The sequence below is a fragment of the Rhodanobacter sp. FW101-FHT13A11 genome, from assembly GCF_058790335.1.
The window spans coordinates 81,385-100,431 of record NZ_JBYTCN010000003.1 but is presented as its reverse complement, the minus strand read 5'-3'; the positions used below and the strand labels follow the sequence as shown (position 1 = coordinate 100,431).

Genomic DNA, 19,047 nt, shown 5'->3' with positions numbered 1-19,047 from the left:
TGGACGTGCTCCGGCGCGCCGGTTCCGCGCAGGCACCAGAGTCCCGCATCGAGAGCAACCGCATGGCCGAAAAAAGCCCCGCCGGAGAAGGCCGGCCAGGTACGCCGCTGTGGCGCCGCCTGAGCGCGGGGTTGATCACCGGCGCCGCCGACGACGATCCCAGCGGCATCGCCACCTACTCGCAGGTGGGCGCGGCGTTCGGCTACGGCATGCTGTGGTGCATTTTGCTGACCGTGCCGCTCATGATCGCGATCCAGGGCATCAGCGCGGCCATCGGGCGAGTCACCGGCCAGGGTCTGATGGACGGCATCCGCAAGTACTATCCCAACCCGCTGGTGTATGGGCTGGTGGTGTCCATCATCTTCGCCAACGTGATCAACCTGGCGGCGGATATCGGCGCGATGGGCGCGGCGCTGAAGCTGCTGATCGGCGGCCCGGCGCTGGCCTACACCATGGGGTTTGCCGTGCTGTCGCTGCTGCTGCAGATCTTCATTCCGTTCTCGCGCTACTCGCCGATCCTGAAGGCACTCACGCTGAGCCTGTTCGCCTACGTGGCGACCGTGCTGGTGATCCACGTGTCGTGGGGCGGCGTGCTCAAGAGCATCGTGGTGCCGCCGGTAACCTGGAACGCCAAATACGCCGTCGGCCTGGTGGCCTTGCTCGGCACCACGATCAGTCCCTACCTGTTCTGCTGGCAGGCGTCGCAGGAAGTGGAGGAGATGGGCGGCAGCAGCGGCCGCAAGCCGCTGAAGCAGGCGCCGCTGCAGGCGCCGGCCGCCTTCAGCCGCATCGGCACCGACACCACGGTGGGCATGGTCTTCTCGAACCTGATCGCGTTCTTCATCATCCTGACCGCCGCCGTCGTGCTGCATGCGCACGGCAAGACCGACATCCAGTCCTCCGCCGACGCGGCCGAGGCGCTGCGGCCGCTGGCCGGCAGGTTGGCGTTCGCCCTGTTCGCGGCGGGCATCATCGGCACCGGCCTGCTGGCGGTGCCGGTGCTGGCCGGCGCCACCGCGTATGCGGCGGCCGGTGCGTTTCACCAGCGCGCGGGGCTGGAGCACAAGCCGCAACGGGCGAAGTTCTTCTACGGCGTGCTGATCGTGGCCAGCCTCGCCGGCATGGCGCTGAACCTGACTCCGCTGGATCCGGTCAAGGCGTTGTACTGGAGCGCGGTGATCAACGGCGTGGCCGCCGTGCCACTGATGGTCGTGATGATGCTGATGAGCTCGCACCACAAGGTGATGGGCGAGTTCACCACCCACTGGCTGTTGAAGGTGTTCGGCTGGCTCGCCACGGCGGCGATGGCCGCGGCGGCGATCGTGATGTTCGTCACCTGGGGGCAGTGACGATCGGCCGCCGTGAGGACGGATCGCCGTCGCGGTGAGGCCGCCGCGGTCGCGCCGCGTTAACGGCGCGAGGCGCACAGTTTCCTTGCCCGACGAGGGTCCAGTCGCCGGGCCAACGTGCTTTTCCGGGCGCTTTCGGCGACATCGGCGCGCAAGGACGGCGCTGCCCGTCTGGATTGCGGTTCGATTGGCGGAGAGGCGAAGTGGCATACATGCTGCGACCCGCGGGCGTTGCCGTTGCGCTGTTGATCGTCGGACTGGCGCTCGGGGCGTGTTCGGCGCTGCGCACCGATGTCGCCAAGCGTTCGTCGCATGCCCTGCCGCCGACCACCAGCACGCCCAGCGCGCTTTACGTGCATGCCGCAGCGGACCAGCACCCTGACCAGTCCGGCCTGCGCCTGATGACCGACGGCACCAATGCGCTGATGAGCCGCGTGGCGCTGATCGATGAGGCGAAGCACGCGATCGACCTGCAGTACTACATCTTCAAGAACGACGCGACCGGCCGACTGGTGGCGCAGCATCTGCTGGCGGCGGCAGATCGCGGCGTGCGCGTGCGCCTGCTGATCGACGACATCAGCGTGCGCCACGAGGTCGACATGCTCGATGCGCTCAATGCGCACCCGAACATCAGGGTGCGGCTGTTCAACCCGTTCCACACACGCAAGCCATCGGTGCTGTCCAGGGCCGCCCAGATGCTGTTCTCGCCGCGCCGGCTCAACCACCGCATGCACAACAAGTCGTTCATCGTGGACAACAATGTGTCGATCGTCGGCGGCCGCAACATCGGCGATGACTATTTCAGCATCGATCGCGCCAACGATTTCCGCGACCTCGACCTGATCGCGATCGGGCCGGTGGTGAAGGAGGCCTCGCGCACGTTCGACGAATACTGGAACTGCCCCGACGCGTATCCGGTCACGGCATTCCGCGGCAAGCGCGCCGATCACTACGACCTTGCGCAACTGCGTGCGGAACTCGGACGCGACGCGCGCCGATTCGCGCAAACGGATTACGCGCAGGCGGCGGCTCAGGATTATCCCGACGGCCCTTCCGGCGACCGTCGCGGCGCGTGGTTCTGGGGTTCGGCGTTGCTTGTCGCCGACAAGCCGGCCAAGATCGAGCCGCACCAGGACGACCCGGCGCTGCGCATCGGTCCGCGAATCAGGGCGATGACCGACCAGGCTCAACGCGAGTTGCTGCTGATCTCGCCGTACTTCGTACCTGACGACAATGACGCGCGCTATCTCGTCGGCCTGGTGGCCCGCGGCGTGGCAGTGAAGGTGCTCACCAATTCGCTCGCCTCCACCGACGAGCCGGCCGTGCATGCAGGCTATTCGCGGCATCGCCGCGCGCTGCTTGAGGGCGGCGTGCAGCTCTACGAGCTGCGTCCGACCGGCGACACCCCGCAGCCGGCGACCGCCAAGGGCACCTCGTCCGGCGTCAGCCTGCACGCCAAGGCGATCGTGGTGGACCGGCAACAGACCTTCATCGGCTCGATGAACATGGATCAGCGCTCGAAGCTGCTGAACACCGAGATGGGCATCATCGTCGATTGCCCGCCGCTGGCGGACGCGGTGACGCAGTTCTTCGACACGGCCACCCTGCCCGCGAACGCCTACCGTTTGGTGCTGGTCGCAAAAGGTTTGCCGCATGCCGGCGGCATGCAGTGGCAGTCGGCCGACGACGGCAAATCCGTGAGCTATGGCCGCGATCCTGGCGCAGCCACCATGCGGAGGCTGGAGGTATGGCTGCTCAAGCTGCTGCCGATCGAGGGAATGCTCTAGAACATTCCGGAAAACGTCGAGGTTGCGCCGGGAACCACCGAACAGCGCAGGCGCACGCATCCTTCGGGCGTCCGGCAAGCGAAACGGGCGGCACGGTACGTCATCCGCTCGCGCATACAGGAGAAGGTTCTTGAACAAGCCCAAGCGGATCGCGACGTGGATGCTCTTCGCTTTGCTGGTGGCGCCGGCGTTCGCCCAGCCGGGAGTCGAGCAGCAGAAGATCGCCTACCTCATCGCCTCGGTGGGCGCCCTGCACGATGCCAGCTTCATTCGCAACGGCGCGGCATACGACGCTGCGCGCGCCGCCGAGCACATGCGCCTGAAGCTCCGTTTTGCCGGCGACCGCGTGAAAACCGCGGAAGACTTCATCACCTACTGCGCCACCAGATCGTCGATGTCCGGAACCAGGTACACCATCCGCTTCCACGACGGCCGGGTCGTCGATTCAGCGACATTCCTGCGCGGCAAGCTCGCCGAATACGAAGCGGCGGCGGGCCACGGCAGGCATTGAGCCGCTTGGACGGGACGTGGGCATTTGCGCAACCTGCGGCGCCGCGGGTTTCCGGATGACAGGCCTGGGCGCGGCCGTCGACTAAACCGGCATATCCTCGGCCGCCACAAACCCGCCGGTCTGCCGCTTCCACAGCCGCGCGTACAAACCCTCGTGCGCGACCAGCTCGGCATGCGTGCCGGTTTCCACGATCTGCCCCTTGTCCAGCACCACCAGCCGGTCCATCCGCGCGATGGTGGAAAGGCGATGCGCGATGGCGATCACCGTCTTGCCCTGCATCAGGATGTCGAGGCTGTCCTGGATCGCCGCTTCCGCTTCGGAGTCCAGCGCGGAGGTGGCCTCGTCCAGCACCAGGATCGGCGCGTCCTTCAGCAGCACGCGGGCGATCGCGATGCGCTGGCGCTGGCCACCGCTGAGCTTCACGCCGCGCTCGCCGACCAGCGCGTCGTAGCCGCGGCGGCCTTCGCCGTCGCTGAGGTTCGGGATGAACTCGTCGGCGCGCGCCTTGCGCACGGCCTCGATCACCTGCGCCTCGCTGGCGTCGGGGCGACCGTACAGCAGGTTGTCGTGGATCGAGCGATGCAGCAGCGAGGTGTCTTGGGTCACCACGCCGATCTGCGAACGCAGGCTTTCCTGCGTCACCCGCGCGATGTCCTGGCCGTCGATGGTGATGCGGCCACCTTCGAGGTCGTAAAGCCGCAGCAGCACGTTCACCAGGGTCGATTTGCCCGCGCCGGACGGGCCGACCAGGCCGATCTTCTCGCCCGCACGCACGGCCAGCTCCAGCCCCGCGATCACCCCGCCCTGCTTGCCGTAATGGAAGTGGATGCCGTGGAAATGCACCGCGCCGTTGGTCACCTCCAGCGGCATCGCGCCCTCGCGGTCCTGCACCGCGCGCGGCCGCGAGATGGTGGTGATGCCGTCCTGCACCGTGCCGACGTTCTCGAAGATGCCGTTGACCACCCACATGATCCAGCCGGACATGTTGTTGATGCGGATCACCAGCCCGGTCGACAGCGCGATCGCGCCCACCGTCACGCGGCCCTCGCTCCACAGCCACAGCGCCAGCGCCGAGGTGCCCACGATAAGGAAGCCGTTGAGCGTGGTGATGCTCGAGTCCAGCGCGGTGGTGACGCGGGTCATCCGGCGCAGCTTGTCGGTCTGCTCGGCCATCGCGTCGGCCACGTAGGCCTCCTCGCGCCGGGTGTGCGCGAACAGCTTCAGCGTCAGCACGTTGCTGTAGCCGTCGACGATGCGCCCCATCAGCTTCGAGCGCGCCTCCGAGGCCAGCCACGAGCGCTGCTTGATGCGCGGGATGAAGAACGCCAGCAGGCCGACATACGCGAACACCCACACGAACAGCGGCACCGCCAGCCACACGTCGGCCTGCGCGAACAGCACGACCGCGCTGCCGGTATAGATGGTGACGTACCAGATCGCGTCCACGATCTGCACCGCCGACTCGCGCAGCGCGCCACCGGTCTGCATGATGCGGTTGGCGATGCGCCCGGCGTAGTCGTTCTGGAAGAAGCCCAGGCTCTGGCGGATCACGTAGCGGTGGTTCTGCCAGCGGATGCGGTTGGTCAGGCTGGGCACGATCGCCTGGTTCACCAGCAGGTCGTGCGTGCCGATCGCCAGCGGCCGCACGATCAGGGCGACAAAACCCATCCACAACAGCTCGTGGCCATGCTGCCGGAAGAAGCCCGCCGCCGGTACGCCCTTGGTCATGTCGACGATGCTGCCGATGAAACCGAACAGCGACACCTCGACGATCGCTACCACGAAGCCCACCGCGATCGCCACCGCGAACACCGGCCACACCTGGCGCAGGTAGAACGCGTAGAAGCGCCACACCGACGTCGGCGGCATGCCGTCGGCCGGTTCCTTGAACGCGTCGATCAGGGATTCGAACCAGCGGAAGATCATGAACGCTCCGGACTTGCGCAGACCCTCATTGTGCTTGAAGCCCGCGCGATGCGGTGTGACGATGCGACATCTCCGTTGCGACCGTACGGAATCAGCAGCATGACCACCGAAACCTTCGACGGCGCCTGCACCTGCGGCGCGATCCGCTACCGGCTCGCCAGCGCGCCGCTGATCGTGCACGGCTGCCATTGCAGCTGGTGCCAGCGCGAGACCGGCAGCGCGTTCGCCTTGAACGCGATGATCGAGACCGACCGGCTGCAGCTGCTGCAAGGCGAGCCGATCATGGTGGACACGCCGTCGGAGAGCGGCAAGGGCCAGCAGATCGCGCGCTGCGCGCAATGCCATGTGGCGCTGTGGAGCCACTACCCCGGCGGCGGCAAGGCGGTGGCGTTCGTGCGCGTGGGCACGCTGAAAGAACCGTGGCGGTTGCCGCCGGACATCCACATCTATACCTCGACGAAACAGCCGTGGGTGGCGCTGCCGCCGGGCGTGCCCGCGGTGCCGGAGTTCTACGACATCGGGCAAGTGTGGTCGGCGGACAGCCTGGCGCGGCGCGCGGCGCTGCGGGCGGCCAGGCATCCGGCATGAACGGCGCCGATGCCTTCATCCAGGCTTCCCGAATCTGAATGCCAGCCGCGGAGACGGCCGCCTATCCGGCCGGCGCGATTGACCGTCTGCAGCGGCACTCCGATCATGGGCGGATGCCTACCCTGCTCCGCTGCCTCCTGTTCCTGCTGCTGGCCCTCGGCAGCACCGCATCGCCTGCCCAGAACAACGACCAGCCGCCGGCCACCGCGCCGGCGGCAACGCCTGCGCAGACACTGGACCAGCTGGGCGGCCAGCTCGACACCGTCAAGGCCGCGCTGAAGGACAACAAGTCCGGGACGCCGCTGGCCGACCTGCGCAGCAGCGCGCTCGAGGTGCAAGACCAGGCGCGTCAGCTGGCCGCCAGCCTCGCGCCGCAGATGGCCGCCCTGCAGGCGCAGCTCGCCGTGCTGGGTCCGGTCCCCGCCAAGGGATCGCCGGCAGAGGCGCCGGAGGTCGCCGCGCAACGCCGCAAGCTGGACAAGGCGCAGTCCGATCTCGATGCGCAGATCAAGCAGGCGCAACTGCTCGGCCAGGGCGCGACGCAGCTGGCGGCGCAGATCAGCGGCCTGCGCAACGACGAGTTCCAGGCGCGCCTGGCCTCGCGCACGGCCACACCGTTCAGCCGCACGTTCTGGGCCGATCCGGTGCGGGCGTTTCCGGACGACATGGTGCGGCTCCAGCGCCTCGGCTCGCGCTTCGCCGGCGCCGTGGCGCAGGTATGGCAGCCGCCGAACCGGCAGCCGCTGGCATGGTGCCTGATCGCTGCCGCACTGCTGCTGGGTGGCGGCCGCTGGCTGCTCGAGCGGCTGCTGCTGATGCTGGCCACGCGCTGCGTACCGGATGGCCATTTGCGGCGCAGCGCGATGGCCGCCGCAGTGGCGCTGACCGCCGTCCTCACCACCGGGCTGGCCGCACAACTGGCCTACCTGGGGCTGAACTGGAACGACATCCTCGACGAGGATCTCGCCGCGCTGGCCGCCAGCGCGGTCAGGCTGGTGTGCTTCGCCGCCTACGTGACCGGGCTCGGGCGGGCGTTGCTTTCCGTGCAGCGGCCTTCCTGGCGCCTGCCGGCGCTGTCGGACCTGGCAGCGCAGCGGCTGCACTTGCTGCCCTGGCTGCTGGCCGCCGCGGCGCTGCTGTTCGGTCTGCTCGACCGCACCAGCCGCGCGATCGGCACCAGCCTGCCGGCCACGGTGACCACGCGCGGCCTGTTCGCCCTGGTCATCAGCGGTCTGATCGGCGCAGCCCTGCTGCGCATGCGGCGCAGCCGCCGCGAACCGGCTGGCGGCGACGCCGAGCCGGAGCAACGGCCGGTATGGGTCGGCCTGCTCGCCGCCGCCGCCGCGCTCGGTGTGGCGATCAGCTGGCTGGGCGTGGTCACCGGCTTCATCGCACTGGCGTTCTTCGTCGCCGTGCAGATGCTCTGGGTCGGCGTGATCGTGGCCACGGTGTACCTGCTGATCCAGCTGCTCACCGACCTGATCAACGCCCTGCTGTCGCCGCACGGCCGCGGCGGCCGGCGGCTGCAGGCCGGCTTCGACCTGGCGCCGCAGGCGCTGGAACAGGCCGCCGTCCTGCTCGCCGGCATCTGCCGCGTCGGGCTCGTGCTGCTGGCGATGGCGACCGTGCTGACGCCGTTCGGCGCCGGCCCCAAGGACCTGCTGGCCAGCGCCGAACAGACCCTGGGCAGCTTCAAGCTCGGCGAACTGGCGATCGACCCGGGCAGCATCCTCGGCGCCGTGCTGGTGCTGGTGGCGGGACTGTTCGTGCTGCGCACGCTCAAGCGCTGGCTGCGCGAACAGCTGCTGCCCAAGTCCGCCATGGAAAAAGGCATGCAGGAATCCATCGTGACCCTGCTCGGCTATCTCGGCGGCATGCTGGTGTTCGTGCTGACGCTGGCCGCGCTGCACGTGGACCTGAAGAGCATCGCGTGGATCGTCAGCGCGCTGTCGGTGGGCATCGGCTTCGGCCTGCAGGCGATCGTGCAGAACTTCATCTCCGGCCTGATCCTGCTGGTCGAGCGGCCGGTGAAGGTGGGCGACTGGGTCAGCCTGAGCAGCGATGTCGAGGGCGACATCCGCCGCATCAACGTGCGCGCCACCGAGATCCAGATGTGGGACCGCTCCACCGTGATCGTGCCGAACTCGCAGCTGATCACCCAGAACGTGCGCAACGTGACCCTGGCCAACGCGCAGGGGCGCGTGCAGATCAAGCTGCCGATGCCGCTGGATACCCCTGCCGGCAAAGTGCGCGGACTGGTGCTGGGGATCCTGCGCGCGCACCGCGACACGCTGTCCGCGCCGGCGCCATACGTGCAGCTGGAAAGTGTCGCCACCGGCGCGATGACGTTCAACTGCGTCGCCTACGTCGGCAGCCCACGCGAAGTCAGCGGCGTGAAGAGCGAGCTGCTGTTCGAGATCCTCGAACGCCTGCGCAGCGAAGGGCTGCCGATGACCAGCCCGCAGAGCATGCTGGTACGCACGCTGCCGCCGCTGCCCGAAGAGGACGAGCACACCGGCTGAGGTGGCGCCCGCCGCGACGCCACGCGACGATGACCGCGCCCGGCAGACGGGAAACGGCGGGCGCGCTAGCCTGTACGCGGTTTCCACCCAAGGAGTCCCGCCATGCCGACATCCCATCTCCATGGCAGCACCATCATCCCCTGCCTGCGCTACCGCGACGCCCACGCCGCAATCGAATGGCTGTGCAAGGCATTCGGCTTCGAGAAGCAGGCCGTCTACGAAAATGAAAATGGCGGCGTGGAACACGCCCAGCTCACCTTCGGCCATGGCATGGTCATGCTCGGCGAGGTGCGCGACAACGAGTTCGGCCGGCACATCGCGCAGCCCGACGAGATCGGCGGCCGCGAAACGCAGTGCGCCTGCGTGATCGTCGGCAACTGCAAATCGCACTACCAGCAGGCCAAGGCCGCCGGTGCGGTGATCGTCGACGAGTACGCCGAGAAGGATTATGGCGGCGCCGGCTACAGCTGCCACGATCCGGAGGGCCATCTCTGGTACTTCGGCAGTTACGACCCGTGGCAGCCCGGGCCGGCCTGACAGAAAAAGAGGCCGGCTTGCGCCGGCCTCCTGTTCGCGCGGGTTGCGGTTCCGCCGTTACGGCGTGCAGGCCTTGCCATGCTCGGGATGGTTGCCCTTGGCCTTGGCATCGGCTTCGCTCATGTACTCGCCATGCTTGGTCTTGCCGTACCACTTGTCGCTGGGGCAGTGGTAGACCTTGCTGCTGTCGTTGACCCAGACCATGCCCGAACCGCCGCCCGGCGCCGCCGTGGCGGCCGGCTTGGTCCATCCCATCGACGACTTCTTCGGCGCGGCCGCGGGGGCCGCAGCAGCAGCGGGCGCAGCGGCGGCGGGTGCGGCAGCCGCGGCAGGCGCAGCCGCCTCCGGCTTCGATGCCTTTTCGGACGCCTTGGCCGGCTTGCTGCCGGCGGCCTCATACCACTCCTTTACGCCCTTGTGGCCCTTGCAGGCCCCCTTCTTGGTGGCCTGGCTGCTATAGCTGCCGTCCTTGCACTGGCCGGTCGAACCGGCAGGGGCCGATGCCTGCTGCGCATAGACCGCCGGGACCGCCAGCAGGCAAGCCAGTGCGATGGCGATGAAGCTTGAAGATTTCATGCAGATTCCCTCCGAATGTGGATTCGCGGTGACACTCCCAAGCACCCCCCAACCGCGGCGCTTGCGGCAACGACTATGCCGCAAATTCGTGACCGCAAAACGTGAAGGCGGCAGGGTATTCATTCGGCGTTGGCCGCTTCGGATGAATTTGCGGGATCGCAACGGCGCCGGCGGGACGGAAACCGGCATGGTCGCCCGCCCCGCGGCACGGTTCTCGCGCCATCGCGCGGATCGCTACGGCGTGACGGCAGTGGGTTTCAGCTTCGCCTCCGGCCGCGCGACCGCGTACATCTCCCAGCTGATCTGCTTGAGCAGGGCCGTGCGGTCGCCGCCCTGCACGAACAGGTCGAAATGGGTGCGGTCCGGCAGGAAGCGGAAGTCCGACTTCGCACCCAGCCCGTCCAGCACCGCCTTGAGCCGGTGCGCCGCACCGTCGAGATAGAACGTGTCGGCGGTGCCCACGATCAGGTGGATCTTGCCGTCGAGGTCGCCCTTCAGCCGCGGCCAGTTCATCTGCACGAGGTGGGCGATGTCGTAATGGTCGCGCCAGTAGGCGACCACCGCCGGATCGACCGCGCCGGTGTCGCGATCGAACATCGGCATCGGCCGGCCGGCCGCGCCGCGCGGCGAGAATACCCACTCGAACGAGGCCATCTGGCCGCCGTACTCGCCCAGCACGCGCTCGAGCTTAGCGAACGCCTCGAAGCTGGCGACCACCTTGCCCTTGTCGCGCACCAGCGGCCAGGCCGAACCGTCCGGCTTGCGATATACGTTCGCGCCTGGCGCATACAGGTCCACGCCGGTGAAGTCGTGGAAGTCGCTGGGGTCGGGCGAGGTCGACCAGGTGCCGCCGAAGATCTTCGGGTAGCGGGTCTGCAGCCACAGCGTGGCCCAGCCGCCGGAGGAGTGGCCGGTGAGGAAGCGGCCGGACGGTCGCGCATCCATGCGGTAACGCGACTCCAGCTGCGGGATCAGCTCGGTGGTCAGCGCCTGGCCCCACGGGCCGTTGTTCACCGAGTCGGCGAATTCGTGCGTGCCGGTGGGACTGGACTCGTCCAGGAACACCCAGATCATCGGCGGCATCTGCTGCTCGGCCATCGCGCCATAGACCATCGCGGCGCTGCCTGCGAGCGACGCCGCGCTGCCGCCGTAGCCGTGGGTGGAATACACCACCGGCCAGGTCTGCCCTGCCTTCGCCTCGTAGCCCGGCGGCAGCAGCACCCAGCCGCGCATGTGGATGGGACGTCCCCAGAACGCGCTCAGCGCCGGGCTGATGAAGTCCAGCGGCTGCGCCGCGCGGCGCGCCTCGTCGAGATGCTTGCGGGTGGTCTCGCTGAAGTAGCGCGGGGGCAGGTCCCACGGCTCGCGCGCGGGCAGCACGCGGTCCAGGCTCAGGCGGGGTATCGCCTTGGCCGGCAGGCGCACCTTCAGCACCGGGCTGACCAGGTCGCCGGCGCCGCGGCCGCCGTAGTTGTAGTCGTGGTTGGTGTCGAGCACGGCCTGCACGAAGTACTCGCCGGGCGGCAGCCGCGACCAACCGGCGGGGTAGGCCAACGCGTCGGCGTCGATCTCCACGCCCTGCCCCGGCACCAGCCGGCCCACTTCGCGCGCCGCCACCGAGGCCTGAATAGTGCCGAACGGGCTCGCATCCACCTCCTCCACCTTGCCGTCCTTCGCCGCGGCGGCGGCGGCCTTGGCGTCGACGGCGAACAACAGCAGACGGCCGGACACCGGCTCGTGCTGCGCGTTGCCCAGTCCGACCCGGAACGGACTGTGTGCCGGCGGCGCGACGTCACGCGCCAGCGCCATGCCGGCGCACAGGCCGAAACCCAGCACGACGGCGACCATCCGATGCATTCCACGCATGCCTGTTCCCCTTTGCTGATGGCGTTGATGAGGCGCCGGCGCCTCCCGCGGCACCGGCGCGATGTCGTCAGTCGGCGTCCGTCGGCACCGCGACCGGCACCATGCGCAGGTCCTGGAAGTCGAAGCTAAAGTCGGTCAACGGCGAGATCGGCTGCATGCGCACTTCGCTGACATGGCCGTCCACGTCCAGGCTGAAAGTGACGAAGGCGTCGGCGTTGAGCGTGCGGTCGTCCCAGCGCACGGTGAAGGTGTCGTGCTGCCACGGCGTCATCGTGCCGACCAGCTGCGCGGTCTTCGAGAAACGCAGGCGCAGTTTGCCATTCTCATGGCTGACGATGACGTCGCCATACCACGGGTCGCGGTAGGTGCCGGCGTACTTCGCCAGCGCCAGCGAGGGCTTGCTGCGCTTGTCGCGCGCCGCCTCATGCTTGGCCAGGCTGTCGTCGGCCTTGGCCTCGGATTTCTTCACCGCCTTGTCGTAGGCGGCGACCCAGTCGGTCTTGTGCTCCGGATTCAGGTACGCGTCGAGCACGCGGTAGGTCACCGCGTTGAACGCCGCGCCGGATTCGGCATTGGTCAGCACCACCACGCCGAGCTTCAGCTCCGGCACCAGGGTCAGCCGCGAGACCATGCCGGGCCAGCCGCCGGTGTGCCAGACCAGCTTGCTGCCGCGGTAGTCGGACAGGAACCAGCTCTCGCCGTAGCCGGAGAAATTCGGCACCAGCGGCGCCAGTTCGGGAACCGGCGGCTTGCCGACCTTGATCGGGGTCAGCACGCTCCACATCTCGCGCTGGCTGTCCTCGGAGAACAGCCGCGCCGGCTTGCCGTCGGCGCCCATCGTCGGCAAGACGCCGCCGGCCAGCTGCACGTTCATCCACTTGGCCATGTCGTGCACGCTGGAGTAGATGCCGCCGGCGCCGGGGTCGTTGAGCCAGGCCATCGGCGGCACCGGCTTCAGATCCTTGAAGTCGGCCTTGGCGTGGCCGGTGGCCACGTCCATGCCCGGTTTCAGATGGGTCATGTCGACCAGCGACTCGTCCATGCCGACCGGCTTGAACAGGTGCTCGCGCACGTAGTCGGCGTAGTTCTGGCCGGACGCCTGCTCGATCACCAGGGTGGCCACTGCGAACAGGATGTTGTCGTACGCGTAGCCGCTGCGGAAACCGTTCTTGATCGGCACGTGCGCCAGCCGCTCGACCACTTCCTTCGTGCTGTACGACGTCGGCGGCCAGTACAGCAGGTCGCCCGCGCCGAGGCTGAGGCCGCTGCGATGCGCCAGCAGGTCGCGGATGCGCATCTCGTGCGTCACGTACGGGTCGGACATGCGGAACCACGGCAGGTGATCGATCACCCGGTCGTCCATCTTCAGCTTGCCGGCGACCGCCAGCTGCTGCAGCGCGGCCGCGGTGAACGCCTTGGTGTTGGAGGCGATCGCGAACAGCGTGTTCGCGTCCACCGGCGCGGGCTTGCCGATCTCGCGCAGGCCGAAGCCCTGCTCCAGCACCACGTGGCCGTCCTTGACGATCGCCACCGCGATGCCCGGCACGTCGAAGGTCTTGCGTGCGCTGTCGACGTAGGCAGCGAAATCCTGCAGCTGCGCCGGCAGCAGCGGCCTCGCGAAATCGCCGGTCGAGACCGGCGGCGGCGACTTCGCGGCCGGCGCCTGCGCCGACACGGCGGTGGCGGAAACGAACAGCGCGCAGCACAGCGCCAGGCGCAGGGAGATGGGTCGCTGGGACATCGAAAGCTCCGCGGGTGGCAGTCGCGCCACTATCGCGGCAAACCGGGTGCGGGACCAGCGCTGGAAGTCATGGCCGGCTCGACGCCACGTGCGGCAACCCCGATCATGGCGCCATCGTGCCGCACACCACGGCCGCGCCCGACCGAGGAGACCGATGGATCCCACGCTGGAATGGATCGCCGCGCACGCCCTGCGGCTGTGGGCGCTGCTGCTGTTGCTGGTCCTGCTGGCCGGCGACCTCGCCTGGCGGCGCAACGCGCGCTGGCATCGCCACGCGCTCGCCCGCGGCGATGCGCCGACCGTGCTGCGCTGGCAGGTCGGGCTGATCCTGCTGCTGGCGCTGGCCCTGCTGTTCCTCGCCATCGCCTCCGCGGTCGCCGGGCAGCCGGCCGGCGAACTGGCGCGCTTCGACACCGGCCTGGCCGAGAACCTGCACGCGCAGTTGCCGTTGCCGGCGCTGCGCGGCATCGCCGTGGCCACCCATCTCGGCGACCTGCTGTGGGTGGCGCCGGCGGCGACGGTGGTGGCCCTGCTTCTGCTGTTGCGCCGGCACGGGCGGCTGGCGGGCATCTGGGCAGTCGCCCTGCTCGGCATCCTGCCGATCAACGGCGGCCTCAAGGCGCTGTTCCAGCGGGTGCGGCCGCTGCACGACCACGGCTACATCGTCGAGCGCGGCTGGAGTTTCCCCAGCGGCCATGCGTTCGGCTCCGTCGTGTTCTACGGCATGCTCGCCTACGTGCTGCTGCGCCTGCTGCCCCCGCGCTTCCATCGCGTGGTGATCGCCGCCGCGGTGCTGCTGGTCGGCGTGGTCGGGATCAGCCGCATCCTGCTGCAGGTGCACTATTTCAGCGACGTGGTGGCCGGCTACGCCGCCGGTGCGTCATGGCTGGTGCTGTGCATCGGCGCTGCCGAACACTTGGGCAAATCGACGACGGAGCGGCACGCATGAACGACCTGTTCGCCCCGACCCGCCGCGACGGCCCGCAGATCCGCGTCGGCATCGGCGGCTGGAACTACGCGCCGTGGCGCGACAATTTCTACCCGGCCAAGCTGGTGCAGCGGCGCGAGCTGGAATACGCCAGCCGCCAACTGCGCGCGATCGAGATCAACGGCACCTACTACGGCGCGCAGAAACCGGCCACCTACGCCAAGTGGGCGGCCGACACGCCAACCGGCTTCATCTTCTCGCTGAAGGCGCCGCGCTACATCACCGAAGGCAAGCGGCTGGCCGACACTGGCCACGGCATCCGCGGCTTCGTGCATGGTGGACTGGCCGAGATGGGCGACCGGCTGGGGCCGATCCTGTGGCAGTTGCCGCCGTCGCGGTCGTTCGACGCCGACGACCTCGCCGCCTTCCTCAACCTGCTGCCGCGCGAACTGGACGGCCAGCCGCTGCGTCACGTGCTGGAGGTACGCCACCCCAGCTTCATCGACGCACGCTACGTGGCACTGGCGCGCGCGCAGCGCGTGCCGACCGTGTTCACCGACTCGCCCGACTACCCCTCGCTGGCCGACCTCACCGGCGACTTCGCCTACGCGCGGCTGATGCGCAGCGAGGACGGCAACCCCGCCGGCTATGCACCCGCCGAACTGGACCGCTGGGCCGGCCACGCGCGCGCCTGGGCCGCGGGCAACGACATCGCCGAGTTGCCGCACGCCGCCGCGCTGCTACCGCCAGGGCCGCCGCGCGACGTGTTCGTGTTCTTCATCAGCGCCGCCAAGCACCGCAACCCGGCCGCGGCGATAGCCTTGCAATCGCGCGTCGACGCGCCTGCCTGATTGTAGGAGCGCACCCTGTGCGCGATGTTTTCCGTTACGCGGCGAAAAGCTATCGCGCACAGGGTGCGCTCCTACAAGTGATCGTCAGCCCGGGCGGTAGTTGTCCACCTCGCGATAGCGCCGCGCGTACAGGCCGAACGCCAGCGCGGCAAGCAACGCGAAGGCAGCGAAGAAGAACATCTGGAACGCGGTGACGCTGAGCCCCGAGCGCGCGATCGAGCCGGTTACCGCGTCGTTGCGCACCGCCGCGTTGGCCAGCAGTACCCACAAGTTGCCGACCGTGGTGGTGAGGTTCCAGAAACTCATCACCACGCCCTTCATCGAGGCCGGCGCCTGGCTGTAGGCGAACTCCAGCCCGGTCGCCGAGACCAGCACCTCGCCGAAGGTGAGCAGCGCGTACGGCAGCACCTGCCACACGATCGACAACGGGTCGCCGCCGTCGATCACCACCTGCAGGCCGCCCACCACGATCCAGGCCACGCCGCTGAACGCGATGCCCGCGGTCATCCGGCGCAGCGCGGTGGGCTCGTAGCCGAGGCGGCGCAGCAGCGGATACAGCACCAGGTTGTTGAACGGGATCAGCAGCATCACCAGCAGCGGGTTCAGCGCCTGCATCTGCGCGGGGTGGAACCACGCGGGCATGCTCATCTCGCCGCCCTGCACCACCCAGGTCGAAGCCTTCTGGTCGAACAACGAGAAGAACGGCGTGGTCAGCGCGAAGATCACCAGCACGCGCAGCACGTTGCGTGCGCCGTCCACCGCTGCGTCCGGATGCAGGCCGCGGGCCCGCTCCATCTGCAGCCAGGCACCGCCGCCGACGCCGCCGATCAGCGCCACCAGCGCGAGGCAGGCGACGATCACGAAGCCGAGCGAGCCGATCAGGCTGAAGCCGCCCAGCGCCACCAGCACGCCGGCGGCCGCGATCCACAAACCGGGCCGCGCCTGCCCGGGCCGGCGGGTCAGCAGTGCGGTGCGCAGCACCTGCGAGAACGCGTCGGGGTCCGGTGGCGGCGGCGACAGCATCACGTATTGCCGGCGGCCCAGCCAGAACACCACCGTGGCGATGAACATCAGGCCGCCGGGAATGCTGAACGCCACCGCCGCGCCGAAGTGGTGCAGGAACAGCGGCATCAGCAGCGAGGCGAAGAACGAGCCGAAGTTGATGATCCAGTAGAACGCGTCGAACACCACCTTCGCCAGGTGTTTGTTCGACCGGTCGAACTGATCGCCCATGAACGACGCCACCAGCGGCTTGATGCCGCCCGCGCCCAGCGCGATCAGGCCCAGGCCGGTGAAGAAGCCGAGGCGGTTGTGCTCGAAGATCGCCAGGCAGGCGTGGCCGAGGCAATACACCAGGCTCATCCACAGCACGGTGTGGTACTTGCCGAAGAAGCGGTCGGCCAGCCAGCCGCCGAGCAGCGGGAAGAAGTACACGCCGATCACGAAGGTATGGAACACGTCCTTCGCCGCCAGCGTGCGCTGCCCCTCGGGCATATACAGCAGCAAGGTGGTGATCAGGAACGGGGTGAGGATGTTGCGCATCCCGTAGAAGGAAAAGCGCTCGCAGCCTTCCCTTCGTTGCCGATGATGTACGCGATCTGCCGCGGCAGGCGGCCCGCGGTGCGCTCGGGGTTGGTGTTCATGCTCGACTCCGGATCGGGGCGACGCGGTCTCGGCGTCACGCGACCCCGCAGTGTGCGCAATTTCTTGCGATCGCGGAACCCCGAAACCTCAGCCCGATCGCACCGCCGGCCGCCGTCGCCCTGCTAAGCTCGCGCCGCATCCATCCACCTACGAGTCTGCATGCGCCCACTCAAGCCGCTGATCCTGCTGGCAATCATCATCGTTGCGTTGGCGCTCTGGAACCGCCACGGCAGCACGCCGCAACCCGGGATCGCGCCCACCGCCAGCGCGTCCAGCCAGGCATCGGCCACGGCCTCCCCGGCGGACGCGTTGCCGCCCGAGGCGCACGACACGCTGGAGCGAATCGCCCGCGGCGGCCCGTTCGAGCACAGCCAGGACGGCGCCGTGTTCGGCAACTATGAAGGCCTGCTGCCGAAACAGCCGCGCGGCTACTACCACGAATACACGGTGGCCACGCCGGGCGCGCGCAACCGCGGCGCGCGGCGCATCATCACTGGCGGCACGCCGCCGGTGGTGTGGTACTACACCGACGACCACTACCGCAGCTTCCGCCGCCTCGAGGCGGCCCGATGAACGCGCACGGCTTCGACCTCGACCTGACCCGCTCCAGCCAGAACGGGGTGTACTTCGTCGGCACCGACGACCTGGACCGGCTGGCCCGCGCCGCCGCGCGCGAGGAACTGCGCGTGTGCCGCACCGACCTGGCCGGCTGCCACGGCAAGGACGAACTGCTGCGCCGGCTCGCCGCATCGCTGCAGCTGCCCGCCACGTTCGGCCACAACTGGGACGCGCTGGCCGACTGCCTGCGCGATCTCGGCTGGATGCCGGCCTGGGGCTACGTGCTGCTGTTCGACCATGCCGACCAACTGCTGCAGGCTGCGGAGGCGGACTACAACACCCTGCTCGGCATCCTCGACGACGCCGCCACCTTCAGCGGCGAGCGCGACCTGCCGTGGTTCGCGTTCCTGGCGCTGCCCGACAGCGCTTTCGACGAACACCTTGCCGCCTGATTCCCGCACCCCGGACACCCATGCAAACCATCGACTTTGAACTGGAAGGCGACTACGTCGAACTCAACATGCTGCTCAAGCTGGTCGGCCTGTGCGACAGCGGCGGCGCCGGCAAGGCGATCGTGGCCAGCGGCGCGGTGCGCGTCGACGGCGCCATGGAGCTGCGCAAGACCTGCAAGATCCGCGCGGGCCAGGTGGTCGGCATCGACGACGTGGAGATCCACGTGCTGGCTGATCCCCACCCTGCCGACACGCGCCTCGGGTAGGAGCCCGCTCGCGGGCGATGCCCTGCTTTTGCGAATCCCGGCTTTCAACAGACGAATGTCTGGTCATCCCGGCTGCAAGAGCATCGCCCGCGAGCGGGCTCCTACCTTTCCCGGCGATACGGGTCAGCCCGGCAATTGACCCAGGCGCCGGTCCAGCGCCTCGCCGGGCGGCAGGCGCAACAGGAACTCTTCTTCCAGCGCGTGGCGGATGTCGGCCACGCCATCCAGTACGTACCGCTCGGGCTCCTGGCCGAGCCGGCGCACGGTGTACTCGTGGTTGAGCAGGCTCATGCGCCGGTCGGCGGTGGTGCGCGCCACGATCAGGTTGCTCGGGAAGCGCGACGCCGGGTGCGTGGACACGTAATGGTTGGCCACCACGTAGTCGATCATCCGGCTGGGCCGCAGGTCGAAACGGTACAGCGTCAGCCACTGTCCACGCACCAGCGACTGCAGGCGCCAGTCGCCGTCGCGCACGACCAGCCGGAACGGTTCGTGGCCGGTCGGCTGCTCGATGTCGGCCTGCAGGCGCAGGGCGCCGGTCAGCACCTGGTTGCCGAAGCCGACGTCCGTCAGCCAGCTTTCGCCGCCCAGATCGACGCGCAGCAGCATGTGGGTCTGCGCGGTGACGGCATCTTCCGGGTGCTGCCACAGCACGCGTGCGATCAGCCCCGACACCTCGAAGCCGATCGTCCGCAGCGCCGCGGCGAACAGCAGGTTCTGCTCGAAGCAGTAGCCGCCGCGGCCGTCGTGCACCAGTTTCCGCTCCAGCGCCGGCGTATCCAGTTCGACCGGCAGGCCCAGCAGCGGGTTGAGGTTCTCGAACGGGATCGCGGCCACGTGCGCCACCGCCAGGCCGCGCAAGGTGGCCACGTCGACGGCAACGTCGCCGCGCCAGCCGATACGCCCCAGATAGGCGCCCAGGTCGATGGAACCGTGCATTCCGTG

General features: G+C 68.7%; 16 protein-coding genes and 1 pseudogene. 11 read left to right on the top strand and 6 right to left on the bottom strand.

From position 1 onward, the window contains the following. The first annotated feature begins 62 nt into the window (after nucleotides 1-62). The 3 genes from AC3WRN_RS04830 to AC3WRN_RS04820 all read left to right on the top strand — a co-directional run bounded on the left by AC3WRN_RS04830 (nucleotide 63) and on the right by AC3WRN_RS04820 (nucleotide 3,647). Nucleotides 63-1,349, top strand: coding sequence for an NRAMP family divalent metal transporter (locus AC3WRN_RS04830; RefSeq protein ID WP_492622123.1), 1,287 nt, complete (start codon nucleotides 63-65; stop codon nucleotides 1,347-1,349). Between the two features lie 212 nt (nucleotides 1,350-1,561). After that, complete coding sequence (locus AC3WRN_RS04825; RefSeq protein WP_492622122.1) at nucleotides 1,562-3,136, top strand: phospholipase D family protein; 1,575 nt, start codon at nucleotides 1,562-1,564, stop codon at nucleotides 3,134-3,136. 130 nt (nucleotides 3,137-3,266) lie between these two features. Beyond that, complete coding sequence (locus tag AC3WRN_RS04820; protein WP_492622121.1) at nucleotides 3,267-3,647, top strand: DUF5329 family protein; 381 nt, start codon at nucleotides 3,267-3,269, stop codon at nucleotides 3,645-3,647. Between the two features lie 81 nt (nucleotides 3,648-3,728). Here AC3WRN_RS04820 and AC3WRN_RS04815 read toward each other — a convergent pair whose 3' ends face one another. Then, nucleotides 3,729-5,570, bottom strand: a complete 1,842-nt coding sequence (locus tag AC3WRN_RS04815; protein ID WP_492622264.1) for an ABC transporter ATP-binding protein — start codon at nucleotides 5,568-5,570, stop codon at nucleotides 3,729-3,731. Nucleotides 5,571-5,672: 102 nt separating this feature from the next. Here AC3WRN_RS04815 and AC3WRN_RS04810 point away from each other — a divergent pair, with 102 nt between their 5' ends. From AC3WRN_RS04810 to AC3WRN_RS04800, 3 genes are all read left to right on the top strand, one after another. Then, on the top strand, nucleotides 5,673-6,161 hold the full coding sequence (locus AC3WRN_RS04810; RefSeq protein ID WP_068091927.1) for a GFA family protein: 489 nt from the start codon (nucleotides 5,673-5,675) through the stop codon (nucleotides 6,159-6,161). A gap of 113 nt (nucleotides 6,162-6,274) precedes the next feature. Next, nucleotides 6,275-8,683, top strand: coding sequence for a DUF3772 domain-containing protein (locus AC3WRN_RS04805; RefSeq protein WP_492622120.1), 2,409 nt, complete (start codon nucleotides 6,275-6,277; stop codon nucleotides 8,681-8,683). A gap of 102 nt (nucleotides 8,684-8,785) precedes the next feature. Continuing rightward, the gene (locus AC3WRN_RS04800; RefSeq protein WP_068091932.1) at nucleotides 8,786-9,220 is read left to right on the top strand and encodes a VOC family protein; all 435 of its coding nucleotides are present in this window, start codon (nucleotides 8,786-8,788) and stop codon (nucleotides 9,218-9,220) included. Between the two features lie 57 nt (nucleotides 9,221-9,277). Here AC3WRN_RS04800 and AC3WRN_RS04795 read toward each other — a convergent pair whose 3' ends face one another. The 3 genes from AC3WRN_RS04795 to AC3WRN_RS04785 all read right to left on the bottom strand — a co-directional run bounded on the left by AC3WRN_RS04795 (nucleotide 9,278) and on the right by AC3WRN_RS04785 (nucleotide 13,403). Further along, nucleotides 9,278-9,796 carry a DUF3761 domain-containing protein gene (locus AC3WRN_RS04795; RefSeq protein WP_492622119.1) on the bottom strand — a complete coding sequence of 173 codons (519 nt, stop codon included), beginning with the start codon at nucleotides 9,794-9,796 and terminating at the stop codon, nucleotides 9,278-9,280. A gap of 234 nt (nucleotides 9,797-10,030) precedes the next feature. Continuing rightward, entirely contained in the window at nucleotides 10,031-11,662 is a 1,632-nt protein-coding gene (locus tag AC3WRN_RS04790) for an alpha/beta hydrolase (RefSeq protein WP_492622118.1), read from the bottom strand. 67 nt (nucleotides 11,663-11,729) lie between these two features. Further along, entirely contained in the window at nucleotides 11,730-13,403 is a 1,674-nt protein-coding gene (locus AC3WRN_RS04785) for a serine hydrolase (protein ID WP_492622117.1), read from the bottom strand. A gap of 154 nt (nucleotides 13,404-13,557) precedes the next feature. Between AC3WRN_RS04785 and AC3WRN_RS04780 the strand changes: the two genes are divergently transcribed. Together AC3WRN_RS04780 and AC3WRN_RS04775 are read left to right on the top strand one after the other, a co-directional pair. Further along, nucleotides 13,558-14,352, top strand: coding sequence for a phosphatase PAP2 family protein (locus AC3WRN_RS04780; protein ID WP_492622116.1), 795 nt, complete (start codon nucleotides 13,558-13,560; stop codon nucleotides 14,350-14,352). Continuing rightward, nucleotides 14,349-15,182, top strand: coding sequence for a DUF72 domain-containing protein (locus AC3WRN_RS04775; RefSeq protein WP_492622115.1), 834 nt, complete (start codon nucleotides 14,349-14,351; stop codon nucleotides 15,180-15,182). Before AC3WRN_RS04780 ends, AC3WRN_RS04775 begins: the two co-directional genes overlap by 4 nt. A gap of 84 nt (nucleotides 15,183-15,266) precedes the next feature. Here AC3WRN_RS04775 and AC3WRN_RS04770 read toward each other — a convergent pair. After that, a pseudogene (locus AC3WRN_RS04770) lies at nucleotides 15,267-16,825 on the bottom strand (POT-type proton-dependent oligopeptide transporter). 160 nt (nucleotides 16,826-16,985) lie between these two features. Here AC3WRN_RS04770 and AC3WRN_RS04765 point away from each other — a divergent pair. The 3 genes from AC3WRN_RS04765 to AC3WRN_RS04755 are packed head-to-tail and all read left to right on the top strand — an operon-like array spanning nucleotide 16,986 to nucleotide 18,102. After that, a complete protein-coding gene (locus AC3WRN_RS04765) occupies nucleotides 16,986-17,399 on the top strand; it encodes a guanyl-specific ribonuclease (RefSeq protein ID WP_492622114.1) in 414 nt (137 codons plus the stop codon). Next, on the top strand, nucleotides 17,396-17,836 hold the full coding sequence (locus AC3WRN_RS04760; RefSeq protein WP_492622113.1) for a barstar family protein: 441 nt from the start codon (nucleotides 17,396-17,398) through the stop codon (nucleotides 17,834-17,836). Before AC3WRN_RS04765 ends, AC3WRN_RS04760 begins: the two co-directional genes overlap by 4 nt. A 20-nt stretch (nucleotides 17,837-17,856) precedes the next feature. Beyond that, entirely contained in the window at nucleotides 17,857-18,102 is a 246-nt protein-coding gene (locus AC3WRN_RS04755) for an RNA-binding S4 domain-containing protein (protein WP_492622112.1), read from the top strand. A 123-nt stretch (nucleotides 18,103-18,225) separates the two neighbouring features. Here AC3WRN_RS04755 and AC3WRN_RS04750 read toward each other — a convergent pair whose 3' ends face one another. Then, a complete protein-coding gene (locus AC3WRN_RS04750; protein ID WP_492622111.1) occupies nucleotides 18,226-19,041 on the bottom strand; it encodes an arylamine N-acetyltransferase family protein in 816 nt (271 codons plus the stop codon). Nucleotides 19,042-19,047 lie beyond the last annotated feature (6 nt).